At 69.7% G+C, this 21,415-nt stretch carries 21 protein-coding genes; 11 read left to right on the plus strand and 10 right to left on the minus strand.

Annotation, left to right across the window (positions count from 1 at the left end; translation table 11 throughout):
• The first annotated feature begins 3 nt into the window (after positions 1 to 3).
• Positions 4 to 1,029, plus strand: coding sequence for a LacI family DNA-binding transcriptional regulator (locus tag ACIQG9_RS24570; protein WP_400406581.1), 1,026 nt, complete (start codon positions 4 to 6; stop codon positions 1,027 to 1,029).
• A gap of 25 nt (positions 1,030 to 1,054) precedes the next feature.
• On the opposite strand, the gene ACIQG9_RS24575 is transcribed toward ACIQG9_RS24570, so the two are convergent.
• Positions 1,055 to 1,183 carry a hypothetical protein gene (locus tag ACIQG9_RS24575; protein ID WP_400406583.1) on the minus strand — a complete coding sequence of 43 codons (129 nt, stop codon included), beginning with the start codon at positions 1,181 to 1,183 and terminating at the stop codon, positions 1,055 to 1,057.
• A gap of 93 nt (positions 1,184 to 1,276) precedes the next feature.
• On the opposite strand from ACIQG9_RS24575, the gene ACIQG9_RS24580 reads away from it, so the two are divergent.
• Complete coding sequence (locus ACIQG9_RS24580) at positions 1,277 to 2,617, plus strand: GAF domain-containing protein (RefSeq protein WP_400406585.1); 1,341 nt, start codon at positions 1,277 to 1,279, stop codon at positions 2,615 to 2,617.
• Positions 2,618 to 2,881: 264 nt separating this feature from the next.
• On the opposite strand, the gene ACIQG9_RS24585 is transcribed toward ACIQG9_RS24580, so the two are convergent.
• Positions 2,882 to 3,463, minus strand: coding sequence for a type 1 glutamine amidotransferase domain-containing protein (locus tag ACIQG9_RS24585; protein WP_400406587.1), 582 nt, complete (start codon positions 3,461 to 3,463; stop codon positions 2,882 to 2,884).
• A 246-nt stretch (positions 3,464 to 3,709) separates the two neighbouring features.
• On the opposite strand from ACIQG9_RS24585, the gene ACIQG9_RS24590 reads away from it, so the two are divergent.
• Complete coding sequence (locus tag ACIQG9_RS24590) at positions 3,710 to 4,552, plus strand: aldo/keto reductase (protein WP_400406589.1); 843 nt, start codon at positions 3,710 to 3,712, stop codon at positions 4,550 to 4,552.
• Positions 4,553 to 4,752: 200 nt separating this feature from the next.
• Here ACIQG9_RS24590 and ACIQG9_RS24595 read toward each other — a convergent pair whose 3' ends face one another.
• The 5 genes from ACIQG9_RS24595 to ACIQG9_RS24615 all read right to left on the minus strand — a co-directional run bounded on the left by ACIQG9_RS24595 (position 4,753) and on the right by ACIQG9_RS24615 (position 7,983).
• Positions 4,753 to 5,436 carry a TMEM175 family protein gene (locus tag ACIQG9_RS24595; RefSeq protein WP_400406591.1) on the minus strand — a complete coding sequence of 228 codons (684 nt, stop codon included), beginning with the start codon at positions 5,434 to 5,436 and terminating at the stop codon, positions 4,753 to 4,755.
• A gap of 287 nt (positions 5,437 to 5,723) precedes the next feature.
• Positions 5,724 to 6,704 (minus strand): alpha/beta fold hydrolase, encoded by a 981-nt coding sequence (locus ACIQG9_RS24600; protein WP_400406593.1) that lies wholly within the window; start codon positions 6,702 to 6,704, stop codon positions 5,724 to 5,726.
• A 271-nt stretch (positions 6,705 to 6,975) separates the two neighbouring features.
• A complete protein-coding gene (locus tag ACIQG9_RS24605; RefSeq protein ID WP_400406595.1) occupies positions 6,976 to 7,302 on the minus strand; it encodes a DUF1048 domain-containing protein in 327 nt (108 codons plus the stop codon).
• A 1-nt stretch (position 7,303) separates the two neighbouring features.
• Positions 7,304 to 7,660, minus strand: coding sequence for a DUF1048 domain-containing protein (locus tag ACIQG9_RS24610; RefSeq protein ID WP_400406597.1), 357 nt, complete (start codon positions 7,658 to 7,660; stop codon positions 7,304 to 7,306).
• Positions 7,657 to 7,983, minus strand: a complete 327-nt coding sequence (locus ACIQG9_RS24615) for a PadR family transcriptional regulator (protein ID WP_400406599.1) — start codon at positions 7,981 to 7,983, stop codon at positions 7,657 to 7,659. The genes ACIQG9_RS24610 and ACIQG9_RS24615 overlap by 4 nt, the downstream gene beginning before the upstream one ends.
• A 406-nt stretch (positions 7,984 to 8,389) precedes the next feature.
• On the opposite strand from ACIQG9_RS24615, the gene ACIQG9_RS24620 reads away from it, so the two are divergent.
• Both ACIQG9_RS24620 and ACIQG9_RS24625 read left to right on the plus strand, forming a co-directional pair.
• On the plus strand, positions 8,390 to 8,905 hold the full coding sequence (locus tag ACIQG9_RS24620) for a SigE family RNA polymerase sigma factor (RefSeq protein WP_400406601.1): 516 nt from the start codon (positions 8,390 to 8,392) through the stop codon (positions 8,903 to 8,905).
• Positions 8,906 to 8,907: 2 nt separating this feature from the next.
• Positions 8,908 to 10,167, plus strand: coding sequence for a hypothetical protein (locus ACIQG9_RS24625; protein ID WP_400406603.1), 1,260 nt, complete (start codon positions 8,908 to 8,910; stop codon positions 10,165 to 10,167).
• 135 nt (positions 10,168 to 10,302) lie between these two features.
• Here the strand turns inward: ACIQG9_RS24625 and coaD are convergent, their stop codons facing one another.
• Complete coding sequence (gene coaD, locus ACIQG9_RS24630) at positions 10,303 to 10,761, minus strand: pantetheine-phosphate adenylyltransferase (RefSeq protein ID WP_400406605.1); 459 nt, start codon at positions 10,759 to 10,761, stop codon at positions 10,303 to 10,305.
• Positions 10,762 to 10,905: 144 nt separating this feature from the next.
• Positions 10,906 to 11,082 carry a hypothetical protein gene (locus tag ACIQG9_RS24635; protein ID WP_400406607.1) on the minus strand — a complete coding sequence of 59 codons (177 nt, stop codon included), beginning with the start codon at positions 11,080 to 11,082 and terminating at the stop codon, positions 10,906 to 10,908.
• A gap of 80 nt (positions 11,083 to 11,162) precedes the next feature.
• On the opposite strand from ACIQG9_RS24635, the gene ACIQG9_RS24640 reads away from it, so the two are divergent.
• The 3 genes from ACIQG9_RS24640 to ACIQG9_RS24650 all read left to right on the plus strand — a co-directional run bounded on the left by ACIQG9_RS24640 (position 11,163) and on the right by ACIQG9_RS24650 (position 15,957).
• Positions 11,163 to 12,167 (plus strand): trypsin-like serine peptidase, encoded by a 1,005-nt coding sequence (locus tag ACIQG9_RS24640; protein ID WP_400406609.1) that lies wholly within the window; start codon positions 11,163 to 11,165, stop codon positions 12,165 to 12,167.
• 671 nt (positions 12,168 to 12,838) lie between these two features.
• Positions 12,839 to 14,785, plus strand: coding sequence for a fibronectin type III domain-containing protein (locus ACIQG9_RS24645; protein ID WP_400406611.1), 1,947 nt, complete (start codon positions 12,839 to 12,841; stop codon positions 14,783 to 14,785).
• A gap of 428 nt (positions 14,786 to 15,213) precedes the next feature.
• On the plus strand, positions 15,214 to 15,957 hold the full coding sequence (locus tag ACIQG9_RS24650; protein ID WP_400406613.1) for a class I SAM-dependent methyltransferase: 744 nt from the start codon (positions 15,214 to 15,216) through the stop codon (positions 15,955 to 15,957).
• Positions 15,958 to 16,105: 148 nt separating this feature from the next.
• Here ACIQG9_RS24650 and ACIQG9_RS24655 read toward each other — a convergent pair whose 3' ends face one another.
• Positions 16,106 to 17,050, minus strand: a complete 945-nt coding sequence (locus ACIQG9_RS24655; RefSeq protein ID WP_400406615.1) for a glycosyltransferase family 2 protein — start codon at positions 17,048 to 17,050, stop codon at positions 16,106 to 16,108.
• A 491-nt stretch (positions 17,051 to 17,541) separates the two neighbouring features.
• On the opposite strand from ACIQG9_RS24655, the gene ACIQG9_RS24660 reads away from it, so the two are divergent.
• The 3 genes from ACIQG9_RS24660 to ACIQG9_RS24670 are packed head-to-tail and all read left to right on the plus strand — an operon-like array spanning position 17,542 to position 21,121.
• Entirely contained in the window at positions 17,542 to 19,317 is a 1,776-nt protein-coding gene (locus ACIQG9_RS24660) for an amino acid adenylation domain-containing protein (RefSeq protein WP_400406617.1), read from the plus strand.
• Entirely contained in the window at positions 19,314 to 20,264 is a 951-nt protein-coding gene (locus tag ACIQG9_RS24665) for an ROK family glucokinase (protein ID WP_400406619.1), read from the plus strand. The genes ACIQG9_RS24660 and ACIQG9_RS24665 overlap by 4 nt, the downstream gene beginning before the upstream one ends.
• Complete coding sequence (locus tag ACIQG9_RS24670; RefSeq protein ID WP_400406621.1) at positions 20,261 to 21,121, plus strand: HAD family hydrolase; 861 nt, start codon at positions 20,261 to 20,263, stop codon at positions 21,119 to 21,121. The genes ACIQG9_RS24665 and ACIQG9_RS24670 overlap by 4 nt, the downstream gene beginning before the upstream one ends.
• Positions 21,122 to 21,415: the final 294 nt, after the last annotated feature.

Below are 21,415 nucleotides of genomic sequence, written 5' to 3' on the forward strand. Positions count from 1 at the left end.
CGCGTGGCAAGCGACGCGACGCCGGGTCCGACGCGGAGGACGACCATCCGTACGGTCGCCGCCGCCGCCGGGGTCTCCACCGCGACCGTCTCCCGGGTCATGAGCGGCGTCCCCACGGTCAACCCGGAGATCGCCGAACGGGTGCGGCGAATCGCGGAGGAGTTGGCCTACCGGCCCAGCGAAGCCGCCCGCGGCCTGGTCCTGGGCGCCGGTCTGCGCAACATCGGCACCCTCATGCCCGACCTCGGCAACGCCTACTTCCACGACATCGTCAAGGGCATGCACAGCGGTGCGGCCCACAGCGGCTTCCGGCTGCTGATCGCCGAACACTCCGGCGACCCCGGCGACGAACGCGCGACCGCGATGGACCTCATGGGGCACGTCGACGCGCTCGCCCTGCTCTCCTCCCGGATCGACCTGGCCGGGCTGCGCGACATCGCCCGACAGCCCACCCCCGTGGTGCTGGTCAACCGCGTGGAGCCCGGCATCGACCTGCCCATGGTCGGCGTGGACAGCTTCACCGCCATGCTGGAGATCTGCGCGCACCTGGCCGAGCTTGGTCACCGACGCGTCGTCTACCTCTCCGGCTCCGAACGGGCCTGGCAGGACCGCGAGCGCTGGCGCGGGGTCCGGACCAGCGAACGCATCCTCGGCATCGAAGCCACCCGCGTCGAGGCCGACGGCACGATCGAGACCAGCTACGCCGCCACCGAAGCCGCACTGAGCCACGAGCCCACGGCCCTGGTCTGCTTCAACGACCTCGCCGCCATCGGCGCCATCTCCAAGCTCCGCGAACTCGGCCTCGACGTGCCGGGCGACATCTCCGTCTCCGGCTTCGACGACATCGCCATCGCCCAACACGTCTTTCCCGCCCTGACCACCGCCACCACCCCGCGTGACGAGATCGGCCGGCAGGCCTGGGAACTGCTGCACGCGTCGCTCGACCAACGCGACCTGGGCGAGGCGGTCAAGCTCCTACCCGCCACGCTGGTCACCCGGCAATCCACCGGCACCGCGAAGAGCCGATGATCGACACCACCAGCCGCCTTGTCTGTCAAGGCACCGAAGCTGTTGCCGAGAGGCTGGCGAGAAACTGCTTGTAGGCGGTGGGGTGAACGATCGGAATGCCGTACTGGCGAGCCTTCTTGGCCTTGCCGGACATCGTGTCGGGGTCGGCGGCCATGAGGAGTCGGGTCTCTTCGTGACCTTGTCGCCGACGAGCAGACCGCCCGCAGGTGACTCCTTTCAGCGTACTGTGGCCACTGCTACCGTCCCGGTGAGCCATAGGTCCTTCCACCAGCCGCAGATGAGAGGCGGACCACAGATGACGGCGGTATCTGGCCAGCGGCCGGTTGCTGCGGACCCGACGGTTGCCGGGCAGGCAGCGGAGGAGGATCTGCGGGCATTGTTCGGGCAGTCCACCGCCGTTTTCGCGTCGCTTGCGGGGCCGGCCCATGTGGTGGAGACGGCGAACCCGGCGTTCTTCGCCACCATCGGCGAAGAACGGGCTCGTACGGGGGTCGCGCTGGTGGACCTGATGCCCGAACTGGCCGGTCAAGGCTTTATCGCGCTGCTGGACCAAGTCTACCGCACGGGTGAGCCCTACATTGGCCGTGACGTCCGGGTCGTGGTGGGCACCGGCCCGCACGCGCGGGAGGCGTTCTTCGACTTCACCTACGAGCCGCGCCGAGACGCCGGCGGCAACGTGACCGGGATCCGGGTGATCGGCGTGGAGACCACCCAGGTCAAGCATGCCCAACGGTTGATGACCGAACACCGTGCGCTGCTGGAGCAGATCGCCCGTCAGGCGCCCCTGACCGAGGTACTCGACGGGATGGCCCGCTGTATCGAGAATCTCGCACCGCAGGAGGTTCTTGTCTCCGTTCTGCTCGCCGACCCCGATGGCCGGCACCTGCGTCACGGTGCCGCGCCCAGCCTGCCCGACTTCTACAACCAGGCCATCGACGGGATCGCCACCGGTGAAGGCGTCGGCTCCTGCGGCACCGCCGCCCACCGGCGGCAACCGGTCATCGTCACCGACATCACCACCGACCCGCTCTGGGACGACTTCCGGCACCTGGCCGGTCAGGCCGGACTGGCCGCCTGCTGGTCCACGCCGATCCTGGCCCGCGACGGCGGGCTGCTGGGCACCTTCGCCATGTACCACCGCACCCCACGCGTCCCGCAGGACACCGACCTCGCCCTCACCCGGATCTTCGCCGGCACCACGGCCCTCGCCATCGAACGCCACCACATCGAACAGGCAAAGGTGGCCGCCGAAGCACGCGCCAAGTCAGCCCATGACGACCTGGCCAAGGCTCTACGCGCGGAGCGAGAGCTACGCGCCGAGGCCGAGCAGCGCGCCGCGGCCGCCGCGGACCTCGCCGTCCGGATGCGCGCCGCCGCAGCCGCGCAGGCCGCCATGCCGCACCCCGAGCGCTGCCAGCTTGGCGGCACCCCCGGTTGCGCCGCACCCGCCGAGATCAAGATCGCTGACTCGTGGGGCGACTCCGCGTGGGGCTGCCCCGCTCACGTCGAGGAAGCCATCCTCAACGTGCGGTCGGTGTTCATCGCCAGCGAAGAACTCGGCGGCTTGGCCACCTACCTCAACCGCTGACCCGCCGCCCGGGAGAATTACTGGGCGGCGATCACGCACGCCACACAGGGGCTGTCTCGTGAACGGCTCTGGCTCACTCTCGGGCGACGTTCCGTGGCGGCATTGCAGACCTGCACGTGGTTTCCCGGTCGTGGAGGAATGAGTCGATCGCCTGCCGGAACGCGGTTGGTGGTTCCAGCTACGGATAGTGCCCGCACCGCCCGATCACCTGGGCGTGGCCGGCAGGAAGGCGTCTCGCCAGGGCTTTCACCGGTGCGAGGCCGGTCAGGCTGTCGCCATCTGGCGGACGTCTTCGCCCTGGGCGAATTCCTCGACCATTTTCGCGCAGAAGGCCGGAAGGTCGCTGGGGCTGCGGCTGGTGACGAGGCCGTTGTCGACCTGCACCTGTTGGTCGACCCAGTTCCCGCCCGCGTTGCGGATGTCGGTCCGCAGGCTGGGGAATGAGGTGAGGGTCCGGCCGTTGACCATGCCGGTCTCGACCAGCGACCAGGGGCCGTGGCAGATCGCCGCCACCGGCTTCTGTTGTTGGAAGAACGCCCGGACGAAGTCCATCGCCTGCGGGTTCATCCGGAGCCGATCGGGGTTGACCGTCCCTCCCGGCAGCAACAGGGCGTCGTAGTCGGCCGCGTTGGCGTCGTTCACGGTCCGGTCCACCCGATAGTGGTTGGCCGGGTTGATGTCCTGGTTCATCGACTGGATCTCGCCGGATTTCAACGAGATCAGGTGGACCTTGGCTCCCGCCTGCTCCGCGGCGGCTCGGGACTGGGTGTACTCCACGTCCTCCACCCCGTCGGCGGCGAGGCAAGCGACTCGCTTGCCGGTCAGTGGCTGCTGGCTTTGCGCCATTGGCTGTGGCCTCCCTTTGCCGGCGCCACCCCGTCAGCGGCGCATCGCTCGCTCGCGGCCGCCTTCCCGGTGCGGGCACCGGCAAACAGGCCAGCGAACGCCGTTCGAGGGCGGACAATCCGACCACCTGCCCGTTGCGCAGCGAGGTCTGCTCAGCGGAGGGTGCCGCCACGAGGGCGTGTGCTGGCTGTCGCAGCGGGTAACAAGGCAAACCCCACTGGTACCCAGGCTTCCGGAAAGGTCGACATGACCCTCGCTGCCGCCGCTGTCGAGTTGCCGTCCGGCCAGACGATGCCCGTCCTCGGCCAGGGAACGTGGTACCTGGGCGAGCGCCCCGCGAGGCGGGGGGACGAGATAGCCGCCCTACGCACCGGGCTCGACCTGGGCCTGACCATGATCGACACCGCGGAGATGTACGGTGACGGCGCTTCCGAGGAACTCGTCGGCGAGGCGATCGTCGGCCGACGCGCCGACGTCTTTCTGGTCGACAAGGTGCTGCCGTCCAACGCCAGCCGACAGGGAACCGTGCATGCCTGCCGCCGCAGCCTGCAACGACTCGGCGTCGACCACATCGACCTCTACCTGCTGCACTGGCGCGGCGCGCATCCACTCGCGGAGACGATCGAGGCGTTCGCCGAACTCGTGGACGCCGGTGACATCGGGCAGTGGGGCGTGAGCAACTTCGACCTCTCGGACATGACGGACCTCCTTGAGGCGGGCGGAAGCGCCTGTGCGACCAATCAGATCCTGTACAACCTCACCCGCCGCGGTCCCGAGTACGACCTGCTGCCGTGGTTACGCGAGCACCGAATCCCGGTGATGGCGTACTCGCCCATCGAACAGGGCCGACTGCTCGGCCACCCCCAGGTCGCGGAGATCGCCGCCCGGCACGGGTCCACGCCCGCTCAGGTGGCGCTGGCCTGGCTGCTTCGGCAGGAGACGGTTGCGGCGATCCCCCGATCGTCCAAGCCCGAACACACCCGGGAAAACGCGGAAGCGCGCGACCTGCATCTGACAGCGGAGGACGTGGCGGCACTCGACAGGGCGTTCCCACCGCCGGCCGGCCCGCAACCGCTGGAGATGTTGTAGCGTCCCCCGACTGTTTCAGCGGACGGCTCCGGTCGGTCGGCGCCATCCGCTCGGCGACCGATAGCGCTCGCGTCGGGCAGGGTGGCCTTGCCGGGCGACAGTCTTGAGCACCGGTCGGTCCCCGACCGCTACCAGCCCCTCTCGCACCGGCTTCCGGCGGGTACCCGCGCCTGCCGGGTGAAACGGAGGTTCGCCCGCCCTCAGCCGGGTGGTGGCGGATGGCGGTGGGTGATCCGGCGGGTCACCCGCAACTGGTACAGGCCGGCGCTGGTGACGGCGTAGAAGACGGGCAGGAGGAGGAAGATGGCGACGCCGACCAGCGGCGCCACCAGGTAGCCGACCACCCCCGCCAGGACGTACAGCACGACCCCGGCGAGGGCCCGGAACCGTTCGACGTGGAAGAACCCGTCGTTGACCTGTTCCTTCAGCAGGTCGGGGCGCCGGGCCAGGTAGTGGTAGAACGCCAGCCAGGTCGCGCACAGCCACGCGCCGATCAGCGCGTAGAAGGCGATGGCCACCCGCTGGTCCGCGTTGTCGTGCTCTTGCAGCGCGTGCGACACGACGATGGTCGGAAACGGCAGCAGCGCCGTGGTGAACAGCACGAACAGGTTCATCCAGTGCAGGCCGCGATCGATCTGCCGGATGCGGTTGAACGCCGCCTTGTGGTTGAGCCAGACCACGGCCACGTACGAGTAGGACGCGAGATACGCGAGGTACGCCGGCCACTGGCCGAGCAGTCCGGACAGGAGGCGACCGGGCGGGACGTTCGGCACCCGGAGATCCAGGACCAGCAGCGTGATGATGATGGCGAAGATGGCATCGCTGAACGCCACGGCACGGCTGGTGTCCGACCGGGTGCCGAGGTCCGTGTCTGGCCGGCTCACCAGGCGCGCCTACCCAGGGGGAGTCCGCAGTAAACAGCCGGGACGCATGATCCGATCCGTTTGCCTGCTGTCTAGCCTGTCCGGGTGTCTTGGGGGATGGGTGGCCAGGGCCAACGAGGCGGGCATGGTGTACCGGCGGTACGGCAGCCGTCACGCCGACTTCGTGCTGCCCATCCGCTCGCCCAGCCGTGCCCGAACAGCATCGGTGGAATGCGGGCCGGGTGGGCGACGGCTCGATCGGCCGTCGCCCACCCGCCCGCCGGGAGCCTCAGCTCAGCTCGGCCCGCTCAGCCGAAGAACGACCTCAGGTGCTGGATGAGTACCTGGGGCTGCTCATCCACGAAGTAATGCCCGGTGTTGGCGATCTGTACCAGCTGCACGTTGGTGGCCTGCTGGGTGAGCGTCGCGGCAAAGCTCGGGTAGAAGATGTCGTGGGCGATACCTAGGACCGGGACGGTCACCGGCGCGTACGTCTCGCTGTCGATGATGTCCTGGCCCAGCGCCTTGTACCAGCCGTTGCCACCCCGGATGGCGTCCGGAGTCGAGTAGGCCTGGGCGTAGACGGCCCGGTCGAAACTGCTGATGGCTTCCTTGTTGACCAGGAGGTTGTCGAACATCCAGTCGACGAGGAAGCGGGACCGGCCCGTGATGAGCTGCTCCGGCAGTTGGGACACCTGATTGAAGGCGAACCACCAGGGGTGGAACGGGGCACCCGGCGCCGGCAGCATCCGGAACTCGTAGTAGCTGCTGTTCGGGTGATGCACGTCCAGCATGGCGATCTTGTTGACGATCGCGGGATGGTTCGCCGCAATGCTGTAGGCGACCATCGCCCCCATGTCGTGACCCACGACGTTCACCTTGGTGTAGCCCAGCGCCCCGGCCAGCGCCGCGATGTCCGCCGCCATGGTCTTCTTGTCGTACCCGGACGCCGGCTTGCTGGAGCCGCCGGCACCGCGCAGGTCCACGGCGATCACGCGGTATCGGGTGGCCAGCGCGGGCATCACCTTGTGGTACTCCCACCAGGTCTGCGGCCAGCCGTGCAGCAGGATCAGGGGCTCGCCGCGCCCACCGGCGACGTAGTGCAGCCGGACTCCGTTGACCTCCGCGTACCTGCTCGTGAAACCCCCCGGAAGGGTGGCTGCGAGGTCGGCGGCGGTAGGGGCGGCGGCCAGCGCACCGTCGGTGGACGGTGCGGCCTGTGCCGCGGTGCCGGTCGCCACTGCGGCGACCGCGCCGGCGCCGAGCGCGATCAGCTTCCTTCTGTTCATCGAAGACACGCATGCTCCAGTTCTCTAGACGGTGACATGGATCTTTACCGACTTTCCTAATTGAAGGGTTGTGCCAAGGTCACGGATGCCCGATGGTCCATCGGGAATGACCGATGGGACCTAATTTCCTGCGCTGGCGTCCGATGGCCGGGACGGCCGTCAACGGGAAGGCGACGATCTTGGGCCACGATCCGTGGACGTAGCTTCGAGTCGATCTCGTGATCCACTGAGTCGATGTTGTTTGGCCGCGATCGTGGTCGGACGACGAGTCTTACTTCTCGTCCGTGCCGGGTTTCCCGCAGATGGACTCCTGATAGACGTCCGCGTAGGTGCGTGAGTCCTTGACCAGGTCGTCGCAGAAGGCGGCGACGTCGCTGCCGACGAGTTCCAGAACCCCCTTGCCGGCTGCGGTGCCCTCCTCGAAGAAGTCGACGATCCCGGGGAGCAGGCGCCCGTCGGACAGGTCGATCGGCCCGACCTTGATCAGGTACCTCTGCATCTCCTGGTAGACGATCTGGTAGTCCGGCGGAAGCGCCTTGACCCGAGCCACATGCGCCCGCCACTGCTTTTTGCCCTCGATGATGTCGTGGATGCCCATGTCAGCCTCCTAGCCGGCCCAATTTTCTTGCGACATTCCGGTTCAACTGCTCGCGCCACCGGTCCCGATAGGTACGGGCGCCTGCTCCACCGGCCAAGGCCGTACAAAAGCCGGGGATGTCGTCGCCGAACACCTCGTGGATGCTCTGCCCGTCCGCCGATGCTTCTTCGAGCAGCCCCAGGGCGGCGTCGAGGATCGGCATCAGGTTGCGACCCGTAAAGCCCCCGTACGGAAAGAGGTGGCCCTTGAGCTGTTCCCACGCCGCCTGGTAGTCGGCCGGCAATGCCGCTGCCCGGGCTTCGAACGCCGTCCATTCCCTGGTGAGGTCGCTGCCTGTGATGGTCTCCCAGAAGCTCATCTCCCGCCCTCCCTGAGCTTGTTGATACGTGACGACACGTACTGCCATTTCGCCCAGAACGTCGCCAGTTCCTCGCGCCCGGCGTCGTTGAGCGCATAGAACTTGCGCGGCGGGCCCACCTCGGACGGTCGTTTCGTCACCTGGACGAGGCCGTTCCTCTCCAGTCGCAGCAGGATGGTGTACACCGTCCCCTCGATGACGTCGACGAAGCCGAGTTCGTTCAGCCGACGCGTGATGGCGTACCCGTAGGTTTCCTCGCCGCCGATGATTTCGAGCACGCAGCCCTCAAGCGTGCCCTTCAGCATCTCCGTCAGATCGTCCATCGCGGCTCCCTTGTGCGCCCGGTACCCCGTAGCACCGAGTACCGCTATACCGTATCACCGAGTAGTGCGCCGAACGGGCTTCCCGGCCTGAAACTTCGGCAAGGGCGGGCATCGTGGCTGCTCGACGATTGCGGCTACGTCGCGCTGACCTGCTCTACGACCGGCACGGTCAGCGAGGCGGACGGGTACCCGAAAGGGCGTCCACCATCCGCAGGTCCACTGTGCGACGCACTCCGTCGGCCGGTCCGGCAGCACCGTGCGCCAGGCCCGGCCCGCCGGATCCGGTCGGTCCACCGCAGGCTCTCAGGGATCTCCGTCCGGCCATCCTCGGGCCTGTTCCATGATCGCGTACAACCGAATCTGGCGCGGTGCCGTCTGGAACGGTGAACCCCAGGGAGGTGGCCGGATGCCGGATGCATCGGACCAGGAATACGTCGAGTACGTCACGGCGCGCCTGCCGGCGCTGCGGCGGCTCGCGTACGGACTCTGCGGCGACCGCGACCTGGCCGACGACATGGTGCAGGAGACCGCCACGCGGCTCTATCTGCGCTGGGCGCGGATCGCCGAGGTCGAGCATCTCGACGCGTACGTCCGTACGGTGCTGGTCCGGCACTTCCTGGACACGCGGCGGCGCGGCTGGTGGCGGATCCACCTGTTCGGCGGGCCGCCCGACGTGCGGTCCACCGAGGACAGGGGCGTCGAGGAGCGAACCGTGCTGCGCGACGCCCTGGCCAAGGTGCCGCCCCGCCAGCGCGCGGTGCTGGTGCTGCGTTTCCTGCACGACCTGCCGGTGGAGGAGGTGGCCCGGACGCTGGGCTGCTCGCCCGGCACGGTGAAGAGCCAGACCTCGCACGGCCTGGCGGCGATGCGCCGGCTGCTCGGAGACCGCGAGCTGGCCGGTCGGACCGGAGAGGAGCGGTGAGCATGAGGACCGATGACGAACACGTCGCCGACCGGCTGCGGTGGCTGGACGACGAGCCGACCGGCCCGCCCCGGATCGACCTGCCGGGGGCGATAAGGGAGGCCCGTCGGCGGCGGCGCAACCGCCGGGTGGCGGCGGCCGGGGCCGTCGCGATGGGTGTGCTGGCGGTGGCCGCGCTGCCGGCGGCGCTGGGCGGGGACGGGCGGGCGGCGCCTGCGCCGGCCGCGAGCCCCAGTCCGTCGATGCCGTTGCCGGAACCGCAGCCGACCGGTCCGTGGCGGGGGATGTGCAGGGCCGAACTGCTGCCCGTGCCGGGCGATCCACGGGCCGCGGTCACCGGCGGTGACCCGGACGGCCGGTGGCTGGTCGGCCGGCGGGCTCCGCAGGGGCAGGGTCTGATGGATTTCGGTCTGCTGATCTGGGAGGGCAACCAGGTCCGGGAGGTCCAGTTGCCGGGCTCGATGCAGAAGTTGACGGATGTGAACCGGACGGGCCTGGCTGTGGGCTCGTCGTTGGAGGCCGGCAACGAGTTGCGGGCGTGGGCGGTGCGCGACGGCGAGGTCGTCCGCCTGCCCGGGGGGACGTCCGAGGGGGCGACGGCCGTCAACGACGCCGGCCGGATCGTCGGCTACCGCAGCCCGGGGCACGCCGGGGAGCCGGGAGCCAAGCAACTGCCGGTGGTCTGGGACTCGTACCAGAGCCAGCCGGTCGACCTGCCACTGCCCGGCCCGCAGTGGGAGGGCGTGGCCGTCGGCATCGACGAAGACGGCACCATCCTGGCCGCAATGTCCGACGGGCACCCGGACAAGCCCACCCGCGCGGTTGTGTGGCGTCCGGGCGCCGCCCGGCCGGAGGTGCTGCCGTTGCCGCAGGTGCCCGGCGGGAAGGCAGACCGGTTCCTGCCCCTGTCGTTGGGCGGTGGCTGGGTGACCGGCACCGCCGAACGCGACACCAAGGTGGTTCCCCGGAACGGCATACCCAGGTACCCGGTGCGGATCAACCTGCGGACCGGGCAGGCGGACGTACTGAAGGGCGTCCTCTGGTCCGGGACCGGCAACGGTCAGGGCTGGATGGCCGGTTGGGTCTCCGATGACGTCCCCGGCGTGATCGCCGACACGAGGTCGGTGAAACTGCCCATGCCGGACGGCTGGCGCGGCGAGCGGCAGGGCGGGGTGACCAGTTTCAGCGACGACGGCCGGGTGCTCGGCGGGAAACTCGAGTCCGACGACCAGGTCCGGCCGGTGCGCTGGACCTGCCGGTGACCGGGTCCGGGGGCGGTCCCGCACCGCCCCCGGACCGGGGCCATCGAGTGCAGCCGGCGGATGCCGCCGTACGGCGAGGTCCTCGACCCAACCGGTGGTCCACCATTCGGGCGACCGGAACCGTACCCCTCGGCGTCACTCCTCAGCGTTGTGCGACGGGCGGGCCGACTGTGCCGAGCGGTACGCGCGTGCGACCGTGGACGAGGTGGCCGCGAGCTGCGGACGGGCCGGCAGCCAGACGGTCTGCACGCCGAGTTGCTCGTTCATCGCAGCGAGCTGGTGCTCGTAGCGGAGGTCCGCAGCCGTACGTAGGCCGCGGACGATGACCGTGGCGCCGCGGCGCAGGCAGTAGGCAGCGGTCAGGCCGGTCCAGGTGTCCACCTCGACATTGCCCCAGGCCGCCGGCATGGCGTCGCGCACGCGTACGGCCCTGGCCGTGGTCTCGGCGGTGGGTCGCTTGTCGGCGTTCACCGCCAGCAACACGATGATCCGGTCGAACATCACCCGGGCCCGAGCCACCAGGTCGCGGTGCCCCGGGGTGAACGGATCGAACGTACCGGGATAGACCGCCAACGAACCGCGTGCCGGTACCACCCCACGATCCGATGTAGCCGTCACCGCGACTCCAACCACATGGGCACGATCATCCCAGCCGTACCTGTGCCGACCCGACAGTGGGCCTTGTCGTCACCGCCGAAGCGACTGCGGTCCTACCGGAGATTTCGTCCTATGTCGGCGTCAGCTTCCCAGACCCACCGTGACAGCGCCATCACGATGAAAGAGCCGCAATCTGCGTGCTTTCGCCATGCGCGCCTGCTGCGCCGCGACCGGAATCAACTCGCAGGCATATCCCAAGGTGCGCAAAAACCAGCGTGTGGGTATGGCGGCAAGGTCGGTGAGGCGGATTTTTGACATCGACTCCGTGGGTATTGTGATCAATAGCAGTACGTCAATATGCTGCCGGAGTTATAGTCGCAAGGGGCAAGGAGGTCCTCTTGAAATCCGTTCTGCGTTGGTCTGTGAGTGCCGGTTCGGCGCTCGTGTTGGCCCTGACCGGTGCGCCGGCCGCCGAGGCGAAGTCGACCACAATCGACCAGAAAGGAAACATCACCACGGTTGCCCGTACTCTGGACGGCCGCGCGATCACCAACGAAAAGATCGCCAAGGAGGTCACCGATTTCTGGACTCCGGAGCGAATGGCATCCGCCGTCGACCTGGACTTCCCGAAGTCGGCGCATGCCGCCGGAACACCGAGCCGCGCGCCGATTCCCACTGGACCTGCCGGTGCGGTCGCGCCGGTGGCGCCGAGCATCTCCGGCGGTGGCGCCAGGACGTTGTTGAACGAAGCGCAGACCGTCGGAAAGGTCTATTTCACGGTCCCCGGCGGCGGAACCGCCTCCTGCTCGGCCAGCACCGTGGCCAGCGCCAAGCGGCGACTCGTGGTGACCGCGGGCCACTGCGTACACCAGGGTAGCGGCGGTCAGTGGTACACCAACTGGCAGTTCGTCCCCCGGTACCGCAATGGTGTTCGGCCGTTCGGCACCTTTGTGGCCGGCAGCCTCTCGACCCGCGCCGCGTGGGCCAACTCCTCAAGCTACGCCGAGGACATGGGCATCGCGGTAATGTCGAACGGCGGCATTTACGGTGCGAAGGTGGTCGACACGGTCGGCGGCAACGGATTGCGCTGGAACTGGGGCTACACCGTTGCAGTCACCGCCCTCGGTTATCCGTCCAATCTCGGCGGCGGTGAGAGCCAGTACTTCTGCCAGGGTACGACCTGGGACGCCGGCGGCCAGGAGATCCGGATGAGCTGCAACATGACCTACGGATCAAGCGGTGGTCCCTGGTTGCAGGAGTACAACGACGTGAGCGGGGCCGGATACATCAACAGTACCGTCAGCCACGGCGACAATCCCGGTAACGGGCAATTCGACGGCCCGTACTACGACGACGACATCAAGAGCCTGTACGACTTCGCAGAAGCGGGCTCGCCCGCGTAAATCCGCTCGCCCGCGTAAATCCGCTCTCCCGCGTAATCCGGTCTCTCGCACCGGAGCCCTGGCCGCCGGCCAGGGCTCCGGTCCTGGGCGGGCAATTCCCATGAATGCGTTACCCCGCGTCGGTTAATTACCACCAGGGGTACGGCCGGATCGGCGGATGCCGGCGGCGCTGCGCTGTTGAGCGCTGCGGTAGGGCCGCCCGACATCCCCCTCATGATCGACTCGCTTGGGCCGATGTTGCGGTATCCGGACGTGGGGACACCGCCACATCCCCGAGATTGCGTCCCGGCCCGCCCGGGCCGGCCCGGGCGTCCCGGCCCGCCCGGGCCGGCCCGGGCGTCCCGGCCCGGGCGTCCCGGCCCGGACGGGCCGGCCCTGCGGCCAAGTGGTCGCCAAGTGGCGACCAAGCCGCCGGTGCGTTCATGAACGCCATGAAGTGGAAACCTTTGGTGGCACTGGCGGCTGTCGTGCTGTCCGCCTCGACGGTCGTCGGGGTGTCCGGCCCGGCGGCGGCACAGAGCCCCTGTCAGAGTGAGACGCCTCCGCCGGAGTGCGCGGGCTGGCCGGGAGAAGGGCCGCCCACCTGGCGTCTCGATGTGATTCAGCGCCATCCTGGCGGGATCCGTGCGGCAGGATGGGTCAGCGACCCGGACGGTGACAGCCTGCCCGTCATGATCAAGGTGGACGGGAAGCTCGCTGGCACCATGCGGGCCAACAAGCCGTACCCGGGTCAGGGCAACTCCGGATTCTTCGACTACGTGGCGGCGATTCCCGGCAACCGTGTCTGCGCCTCCACCACCGATATCGGCCAGGGCGTCGAGGTGGTGCTCGGGTGCCGGGACATGCCGATCCAGTTCGACCCGTACGGTGAGGTCCAGAACCTGGAGCGGGTCGGTACGGACGTGCGGTTGACGGGCTGGGCGATCGACCCGGACTCGGCGGAGCCCGTGGTGTTCCATGTCTCCCGCGACGGCACCCCGGTCGCCACCACCGTGGCGAACGTGGCCCGGCCGGACGTCGATGCCGCGAATCCCTGGTACGGGCCCTCCCACGGCATCTCCATCCTCGTCCCGGAGGGGCCCGACGGCGACCACACGGTGTGCGTCACGGCCCACAACCTGGCCGGTCCCGGCGCCGCGAAGCAGTTGGGCTGCAAGACCTACCAGGTGCGGCACAACCCGTTCGGCGAGATCGAGATCAACCGGGTCGGGGCGACGGTGGCCGTGCGGGGCTGGGCGGCCGACCCCGACGAGCCGACCCGGTCCCTCGACGTGCGGGTGCTGGTCGACAACGCCCCGGTCGCCACGGTACGGGCCGACGTCGACCGTCCGGACGTCGCGCGGGCGCACCCCGAGTTGGGCGCCCGGCACGGCGTGCAGGTCGACGTACCCGCCGCCGGCCCGGGCGAGCACTCCGTGTGCCTGCAAGCCGTCAACGTCGGTCCCGGCACGGACACCACGGTCGGCTGCGCCCGGTACGTGCGACCGGGCCCGCTGCCCAAGCCTGTCATCGCGCCGCTGACCAAGGCCGGGGGGACGCTCGGTTGGAAGCAGAACTGGCTGAGTTGGACGACCGACGGGGTGCCGGTGCACGGTGTCCGGATCGAACGGTCGGTGGCCGGCGGCCCGTGGCAGGAGGTGCTCCGGGCCAGCAACCCCAACAACCCATGGTCGGACCAGGACGTGCAGCCCATGACGCGCTACTGCTACCGGCTGGTGGTGTCCAACGACTACCCGAGCGAGAACTCGGCCGAGGTGTGCGGGGTGTCGCTGCGGGAGCCGCCGGCCGCTCCGACGGACGTACGGGTCAGCGCCGTGTCCGATACCTCGGTGACCGTGGCGTGGACGGACAACGCGACGGCGGAGGACCGGTACGCCGTGACGGTCTGGGTCGGTGACACCCACCAGGAGCCGAAACTACTTCCCGCCAACCCCGGTACGGGACCGATGACCTACACGGTCACCGGGCTCACCCCCAGCACCCGCTACCGGATCTACCTCGCGCCGTTGCAGGACGACGCCGCTGCTGTGCCGGAGGAGTTGTTGGGGAGGGTCGAGGCGGTGACCGGGGGCGCGCCGAGGGTCACCTCGTTCACGGCCAACCAGGCGGGGGTGAACGCCTGCGAGCCGGCCGAGATCACCTTGACCTGGGACGTCATCGGGGCAACCCGGGTCGAGATCACCGCCGACGGAAAGCGGATCTTCGAGCAGACGAAGCCGACCGGTGAACGGTGGCAGGGCAGTGCCGGCGGCGGCAGGCACGACGGGAACGTCCGGTACGTCCTGACCGCCTCGGAGCCGGGCGGGCGGACGGTCACGGCCCAGTGGACCGTCGCGCGCTACCAGCCGGTGCAACTCGTCCACAGCTTCCGTTTCGTCAACGACGGCGCCGCGCCGATGCGGATCGGTTACTACGATCGCCAGGGCAAGCTGCTGGAGGACCTGGGCACGCTGGCGACGGGTGAGTCGAAGACCATCGTGCCGGCCAACTGCGAGCTGCGGTACCTGTACGTGATCAACACTCGCACCAATCAGCTCTACTGGCAGCCCAACCCGTCCGGCCTGATCCAGGGGTACTCGACCGGCCCGGACATTCCGGTCTCCCTGGCGCAGCGATGACTCGGTGATCGCGGCTCGGCGGCACGCCTCGACCCGGGCGTGCCGCCGGGCCCGCCATGGCTGACCGCCGGCCGGCAGTTGGCGTCCGCCGCCACCGCCGGTGCGCCCCCCGATCCCGCTGCCCAATCTTGGGCCCGGGTGCATGTCGATATCGAGCCGGCATCCATTGTGGTCAGCGCCGCCGGCGCTGAATCTGTTACGGTGCAATCGTCCTTGCCGGAAGATCCAGTCAGGCGGGGGCCGGCAGTTCCCGGCGGATGCGGGAGCATGCGCAGCGCAGCGGCGCAGTCGCGCTGTTGCCTTGTTTGCCGCACGATGTGCACCGGTGTTCGCGCGTGGGAGCCGCACCGGACGCCCCGGTCGGAGCAGCACTCCGAGCGCGCTCTTCCCGGGTCCGCAATCTCGTGTGGACGGTCGAGGAGGAAGCGATGCCTGACAATGTGAAGGAATCGCAGGAGCGCGGCTCTGCGAACCTGTTCGGCGGCGAGCACCCTGGTCACGCGCTTCAGTCGACCTTTGCCCAGATCTATTCCAGCGGCGCCTGGACCCTGATCGAAGAAGGTATGGCCGGGGATGACGCCGAGTCCCGCTCCGGCCTGGGCTCGAACCTGGTACAGACCGCCACGCTACGGGCGGAACTGCCGGCCCTGATCGCCGAATTGGGGGTCAGCAGCATCCTCGACGTGCCCTGCGGGGACTTCTTCTGGATGTCTCGGGTCGACCACCTGGGAGCCGAAACCTACATCGGTGCCGACATCGTTCCCTGGCTGATCGAGCGGAACCGGGAACGCTACGGGCGGGCAGGCCGCGACTTCCGGGTCATCGATCTCACCCGGGATCCGCTGCCGAAGGTCGACCTGATCTTCTCCCGCGACTGCCTGGTGCATCTCGGCGACGATGACGTGCAGCGCGCCCTGGAGAACATCCGGCGCAGCGGCGCGACCTTCCTCGCGACGACCACCTTCACCGACCGGGCGGAGAACTCCGACGACATCGAGGCCGGCGGCTGGCGCCCGCTGAACCTCCAGCGAGCGCCCTTCGCACTGCCCGAGCCGTTCCGGCTGATCAACGAACGGTGCACCGAGGTCCACCGTTACGAGGAGGACGGCGTGCAGATCGAGCTGCGGTTCCCCGACAAGTCGATCGGCGTGTGGCGGATCGCCGACCTGTAGCGCGGTCCCGACAAGCGGGACGACACCGCGCGTCCCGGTCGCACCTGACCGGTGCAGTAACAGCTTGGCTGGCGAAGTCGCACCTTAACGGGCGAAGTCGTACCTGGCCGGCGCAGTTGCGCCTGCGCCGGCCAGGTGCCGGTGGAACTCAGTTGTCGCCGACCAGGGCGATGATCTGCGCGTACCGATTGCGCTGCTCGGCGGGGAGACCCTCGGCGACGTCCGGCGGAAAGGTCGCGACGCATTCCGCCACCCGAGCCATGATCAGCTTCCGGGTCTCGGGATCCGCCTGCGGAAGCGCGACCAGGACCGCCTCGAAGTCGTATTTGATCACGAGTTTGTCGTGCGCGGGTTTCGCCTCGGCGGCGAGTTCCAGCAGCACGGCGTTGGTCCGGGCGATCGCGTTCATCAGGGCGAGGACGTTGTCCGGCCGGCCGAAAGCGCCGGTGATCGAGGTCGTCTCCTGCGCGGTCCGCATCCGCCAGCGGTAGACGACATCGGAGAGCACCTCGACCGAGCGGGCCCGGGCGTGCGCCTCGGCCGACACCGCGATGTCCTCGTACAGCACCGCGTCGAAGCCGAAACGATGCTCGTCCCAGAACGTCCGCCGGAACATCTGGTTCCACATGGTGCGGTTGGCCACCAGCGGGTGGTAGCGGGTGATGTGGGTCCGGGTGGCTGCCGTCTTCCCGATCTCCTCGTGCAACTCGGAGAGGAACGGCGGTTCCTCGCCCACGAACCGCAGGACCCGGCCGCACGCGATGTCGGAACCGCTGCGTTCGAGTGCTCGGATCATCGACGCGTACGCCTCGGGCGTCACCTCGTCGTCGCCATCGGCGAAGGCGAGGTAGCCGCCGCGCGCCTCGGCAATTCCCCGGTTGCGGGCCGGGCCAGGACCGGTGTTCTCCTGCCGGATGACGCGGAAGCGCGGGTCCCGTCGGGCGAAGCCGGCCGCGATGGCACTGCTGCCGTCCCCCGAGCCGTCGTCGACCAGGATGGCTTCGAAGTCCGTGAACCGCTGTAGGCGGATCGACTCCAGAGCGCGCGTCAGGTAGGGCTTCACGTTGTAGAACGGCATGACAATGCTGAGCATCGGCACGATATGCACCTTGGCTAGATCGGGGCCTCTCGACCTTTTTCGCGTGCGGCGTGCCCACTATAGAGCGAGCCGGCGCGCCTATGTCGCCCTCACCTGCCGGCCTCCCCAGTGGACGCAGGGGTCCTGCGAACGTGGAACGTGATCTATATTAGGCGGGAGGCAACACGGGGGTAACATGCGCATCAGCGTCATCATGCATTCTTCCGGGGATCCGCTGTCCCCGGCACCTGGTCGGAGGCTCCGAACGGTTCCGCCTTGGACCGGCACGGCATCACGTCGAGGTGGTGTCGATCGGCTCACCGGGTCGTGCGAGAAGTGCCGCGGTATTGCCACAGGGATGGCAACCGGCCGTGGGAAGACTCTTCGAACCTCTGGCGTCCGCCGCGACGGTTGATTCCGTCCCGGCCGGCGCGTGGCGTCCCGACGCCCGGACCAGGTCCCACCTAGACCGACATCGGCGAACCGTCGCCAGAACGGAGTCTCAAGTGGATCAGCGGACGACCCTGCACGCCCTGTTCGAGCACCACGCGCGGATCGACCCCGACCGGTCGGCCGTCGTCGCGGCCGGGGTGACCGTGTCGTACGGGGAACTCAACCGGCGGGCGAACCGGATCGCCCGGCGGCTGCGGGAACTCGGCGTCGGGCCGGGAACGATGGTGGGCATCAGCGTCGACCGGTCCGCCGACCTGCCGGCCGCTCTGCTCGCCATCCTGAAGGCCGGCGGCGCGTACGTCCCGCTGGACCCGGGTTACCCGGCCGACCGGTTGACGCTGATGATCGAGGACACCGCCGCGCCGGTGATCGTCTGCGGCCGCCGGACCGCCCCGCTGCTGCCACGGCACGATGCGGCGCTCGTGCTGCTCGACCAGCCGGGAGAGTTCGACGACTACCCGGCGGACGACCTCGACGAGCCGGTCGCGGCCGATGACCCGGCCTACGTCATCTACACGTCCGGTTCGACCGGCCGGCCCAAGGGTGTCCTGGTCACCCACGACGGCGTGGTGAACCTGGTGACCGACCAGAGCTACGTCTCGGTGACCGCCACCGACCGGGTCGCCGCGCTGGCCACCCTGGCCTTCGACGCGTCCACCTTCGAGCTGTGGGCGCCACTGGTCAACGGTGCGACCTGCGTCGTGTACGAGTTCGGCGGCGACGACCTGGCCGGCCTGGTGGCGAAGGCACAGCGAGACGCGATCACGGTCCTGCATCTGACCAGCCCGATCTTCCGGCTCCTCGAACCGCGACACTTCGAGCGGCTCGCCGGGGTGCACACCATCCTGTTCGGCGGCGACTCGGTCCGGATCGACATCGGTGTCCGGGCCCGGGAGTCGTTCGGCGGCAGGCTGATCCACCTGTACGGCCCGACCGAGACCACCGGCTTCGCCACCTTCCTGGACCTGGCGGAGATGACCGGGAGCACACCGTACGTCCCCATCGGCGGGCCGATCCGGAACGTCCACGTCCGGGTGGTCGACGAACAGGGACGGCCGGTTCCCGACGGGGCCACGGGTGAGTTGGTGATCGGTGGCCGGGGGGTGGCGCGCGGCTACCTGAACCGGCCGGACATCACGGCCGAACGCTTCGTCCCGGACCCGGACGCGGACCCGGGCGCCGACCGGTACCGCACCGGCGACCTGGCGCGGATCACCCCGGAGGGGACGATCCAGTTCCTCGGCCGGCTCGACCGGCAGATCAAGGTCCGTGGGTACCGCATCGAACCCGGCGAGATCGAGAGCGTCCTCACCGGGCACCCGGACGTCCGGGACGCGGTGGTGGTGGCCCGGGAGGACGGCACCGGCGACAAGCGGCTGGACGCCTACCTGGTCCCGGCCCGGCCGGACGACCTCGCCGACCGCCGGGAACTGGTGGCCGCGGTCCGGGCCCACGTCCGCGAAGCGCTGCCCAGCTACCAGCGCCCCGCCACGCTGACGGTCATCGAGACCATCCCGCTCACCGACAACCTCAAGGTGGACCAGGACCGGCTGCCCGCCCCGGCGGTCGAGCGAGCCGTCCCGGGCCCGCAGATCCCGGCCGAGCCGGGCAGCGAGTTGGAGACCATGCTGGCCGCGCTCTGGTGCGACACGTTGGGTCTGGACGGCATGGACCTCGACGACAACTTCTTCGATCTCGGCGGCGACTCGCTGTCGGCCGTACACGTGGCAGCGGCGGTGGAGAAGGCGACCGGGCGGCCGGTGACGGTCAGGACCGTGTTCCAGCATCCGACGATCCGGGCGCTCTCGCAGGCGGTGACGGCGGCATGACCTCGGTGCCGCTCGCCCTCGGCCTGGATGTCGGCGGGACCAAGGTGGTCGGCGGCGTGGTGGACCCCGCCGGGGAGGTGCTGGCGACCGTACGCCGGCCGACGCCCGCCGACGACGTGGCCGCGACCCGGGACGTGGTCGTCGACGTGGCGCGGGAACTCGCCGCCCGGCACCCGGTGGCCGCCGTCGGCATCGGGACCACCGGCCTGGTGGACGCGACCCGATCCACCGTCCTGTTCGCCACCAACCTGGGCTGGCGCGACGAGCCGCTGCGGGAGCACGTGACGGCGGCGGTCGGCCTGCCGGTGGTGGTGGAGAACGACGCCAACGCCGCGGCCTGGGCGGAGTTCCGGTACGGGGCGGCCCGGGACGCCACCGAGTCGATGGTCATGTTCACGGTCGGCACCGGCATCGGTGGCGGCTTCGTCCTCGGCGGCGAGCTGGTACGCGGGGCCACCGGGATCGCCGCCGAGCCCGGTCACATGGTCGCCGTTCCCGACGGCCGGCCCTGCGGCTGCGGTCGTGCGGGCTGCCTCGACCAGTACGCGAGCGGCCGGGCGCTCGTCCGGTACGCCGAGGAGGGCGCCACGGCCCGTCCCGGCGTGCCGGTCGGGGCGTACCAGGGCGGCGGCGCGGCGGTCACCGAGGCGGCCCGAGCCGGTGACCCGGTGGCGGTGCGCGCGTTTCGACAGGTCGCCGGCTGGATCGCCCGCGGCATGGCCGACGTCGCGCAGCTCCTCGATCCCCAGGTGCTCGTGGTCGGCGGCGGGGTGGCCGAGGCCGGTGACCTGTTGATGACGCCGCTGCTCGACGCCTACCGGAAGGAACTCGGCGGCCGGGGCGCCTGGTCGAGGGCGCAGCCGCAGCCGGCCGAGCTGGGTAACCTGGCCGGCCTGGTCGGCGCGGCCGACCTCGCTCGCCGGCACCTGACCGGGGCGTGCGGATGACCCGCGACCGGCTGCTGATCGCGCTGGACGTGGACGGCACCATCGTCCGGTCCGACGGGGCCGTCGCGCCCCGGGTCCACGCGGCGATCCGGGCGGTGCACGACGCGCGGCACCACGTCGTGCTGTCCACCGGCCGGTCACCGCAGGCCACCTCGCCGGTGATCGCCACGCTCGGCCTGGCCGGCGCCCACGCGGTGTGCGCGAACGGCGCGGTCACGCTGCTGACGGATCCGTCCGGTCGCCACGGGTACACCGTGGTCGCCGAGCAGACCTTCGACCCGGGGCCGCTGCTGGCCGTCCTGGCCCGGGACCCGTCCGGCTGCGCGGTGGCGGTCGAGGCCCCAGGTGCGCAGGGGTTCCGGGTCACCGCCGGGTTCCCGGCCGGGGAGCTGTCCGGTGCGGTGGTCGTCACCTCCTGGGAACTGGTCGGCGGATACGGCGCCCGGCGGGTGATCGTCGAGGGGATGGACCGGTCCCGGTTCGCGGCGCTCGCCGGCGAACTCGGCCTGGGCGGAGTGGACGACACCACGGGCCGTACCGGTGGGGTGGAGGCCGGCCCGCCCGGCATCTCCAAGGCCTCCGCGCTGGAGCGTCTGCGGGTCACCCTCGGCGTCGGTGCGGGCGACACCGTCGCCGTCGGCGATCACCTGAACGACGTGGAGATGCTGCGCTGGGCGGCGCGTGGCGTCGCGATGGGACACGCGCCCGACGCGGTACGGGCAGCGGCGGACGAGGTGACCGGATCCTGCGCCGAGGACGGGCTGGCCGACGTACTGGAGTCAATCGTGCATCGACGGGAGACGGGGGACCGGTATGGCGATCGTGTGCGTGGGAGACCACCGGACTCAGGCGGGTGACCGGAATGCGCCCGCCGGGGCTTCTCCGCGTCGTGGACGTGCCACTGGCGACCGACGGAAACTGCTGGAGAGCGGTACCGCGAGATACGGCGTGCCAGGGGTTCCGACGGGTCTCCGCTATTCGGGGAATGGGGGGGCGACGATCGATCGGATTGTCGTGCGGCGCATTGTCGGCCGATGGAATGGCTGACGGGGTGCGCCGGCCCGCCGCACTCGTCCGCGACCACCGGACGTGATCGCGCTGAAATTGTTCCACCCGGAATCCGGATCTGCTTCGAGAACGGGTCGGGATTC

This window comes from Micromonospora sp. NPDC092111, from assembly GCF_044755745.1.
Taxonomy (GTDB): domain Bacteria; phylum Actinomycetota; class Actinomycetes; order Mycobacteriales; family Micromonosporaceae; genus Micromonospora.

Bases quoted from the DNA above. Each gene is read 5' to 3' on its own strand.
- ACIQG9_RS24590 (WP_400406589.1), top strand. From the start codon at position 3,710: ATGACCCTCGCTGCCGCCGCTGTCGAGTTGCCGTCCGGCCAGACGATG.
- ACIQG9_RS24610 (WP_400406597.1), bottom strand. From the start codon at position 7,660: ATGAGCTTCTGGGAGACCATCACAGGCAGCGACCTCACCAGGGAATGG.
- ACIQG9_RS24625 (WP_400406603.1), top strand. From the start codon at position 8,908: ATGAGGACCGATGACGAACACGTCGCCGACCGGCTGCGGTGGCTGGAC.
- ACIQG9_RS24645 (WP_400406611.1), top strand. From the start codon at position 12,839: ATGATCAAGGTGGACGGGAAGCTCGCTGGCACCATGCGGGCCAACAAG.
- ACIQG9_RS24575 (WP_400406583.1), bottom strand. From the start codon at position 1,183: ATGGCCGCCGACCCCGACACGATGTCCGGCAAGGCCAAGAAGGCTCGC.
- ACIQG9_RS24615 (WP_400406599.1), bottom strand. From the start codon at position 7,983: ATGGACGATCTGACGGAGATGCTGAAGGGCACGCTTGAGGGCTGCGTG.
- ACIQG9_RS24665 (WP_400406619.1), top strand. From the start codon at position 19,314: ATGACCTCGGTGCCGCTCGCCCTCGGCCTGGATGTCGGCGGGACCAAG.
- ACIQG9_RS24670 (WP_400406621.1), top strand. From the start codon at position 20,261: ATGACCCGCGACCGGCTGCTGATCGCGCTGGACGTGGACGGCACCATC.
- ACIQG9_RS24585 (WP_400406587.1), bottom strand. From the start codon at position 3,463: ATGGCGCAAAGCCAGCAGCCACTGACCGGCAAGCGAGTCGCTTGCCTC.
- ACIQG9_RS24650 (WP_400406613.1), top strand. From the start codon at position 15,214: ATGCCTGACAATGTGAAGGAATCGCAGGAGCGCGGCTCTGCGAACCTG.
- ACIQG9_RS24605 (WP_400406595.1), bottom strand. From the start codon at position 7,302: ATGGGCATCCACGACATCATCGAGGGCAAAAAGCAGTGGCGGGCGCAT.
- ACIQG9_RS24620 (WP_400406601.1), top strand. From the start codon at position 8,390: ATGCCGGATGCATCGGACCAGGAATACGTCGAGTACGTCACGGCGCGC.
- ACIQG9_RS24600 (WP_400406593.1), bottom strand. From the start codon at position 6,704: ATGAACAGAAGGAAGCTGATCGCGCTCGGCGCCGGCGCGGTCGCCGCA.
- ACIQG9_RS24655 (WP_400406615.1), bottom strand. From the start codon at position 17,050: ATGCTCAGCATTGTCATGCCGTTCTACAACGTGAAGCCCTACCTGACG.
- ACIQG9_RS24635 (WP_400406607.1), bottom strand. From the start codon at position 11,082: ATGTCAAAAATCCGCCTCACCGACCTTGCCGCCATACCCACACGCTGG.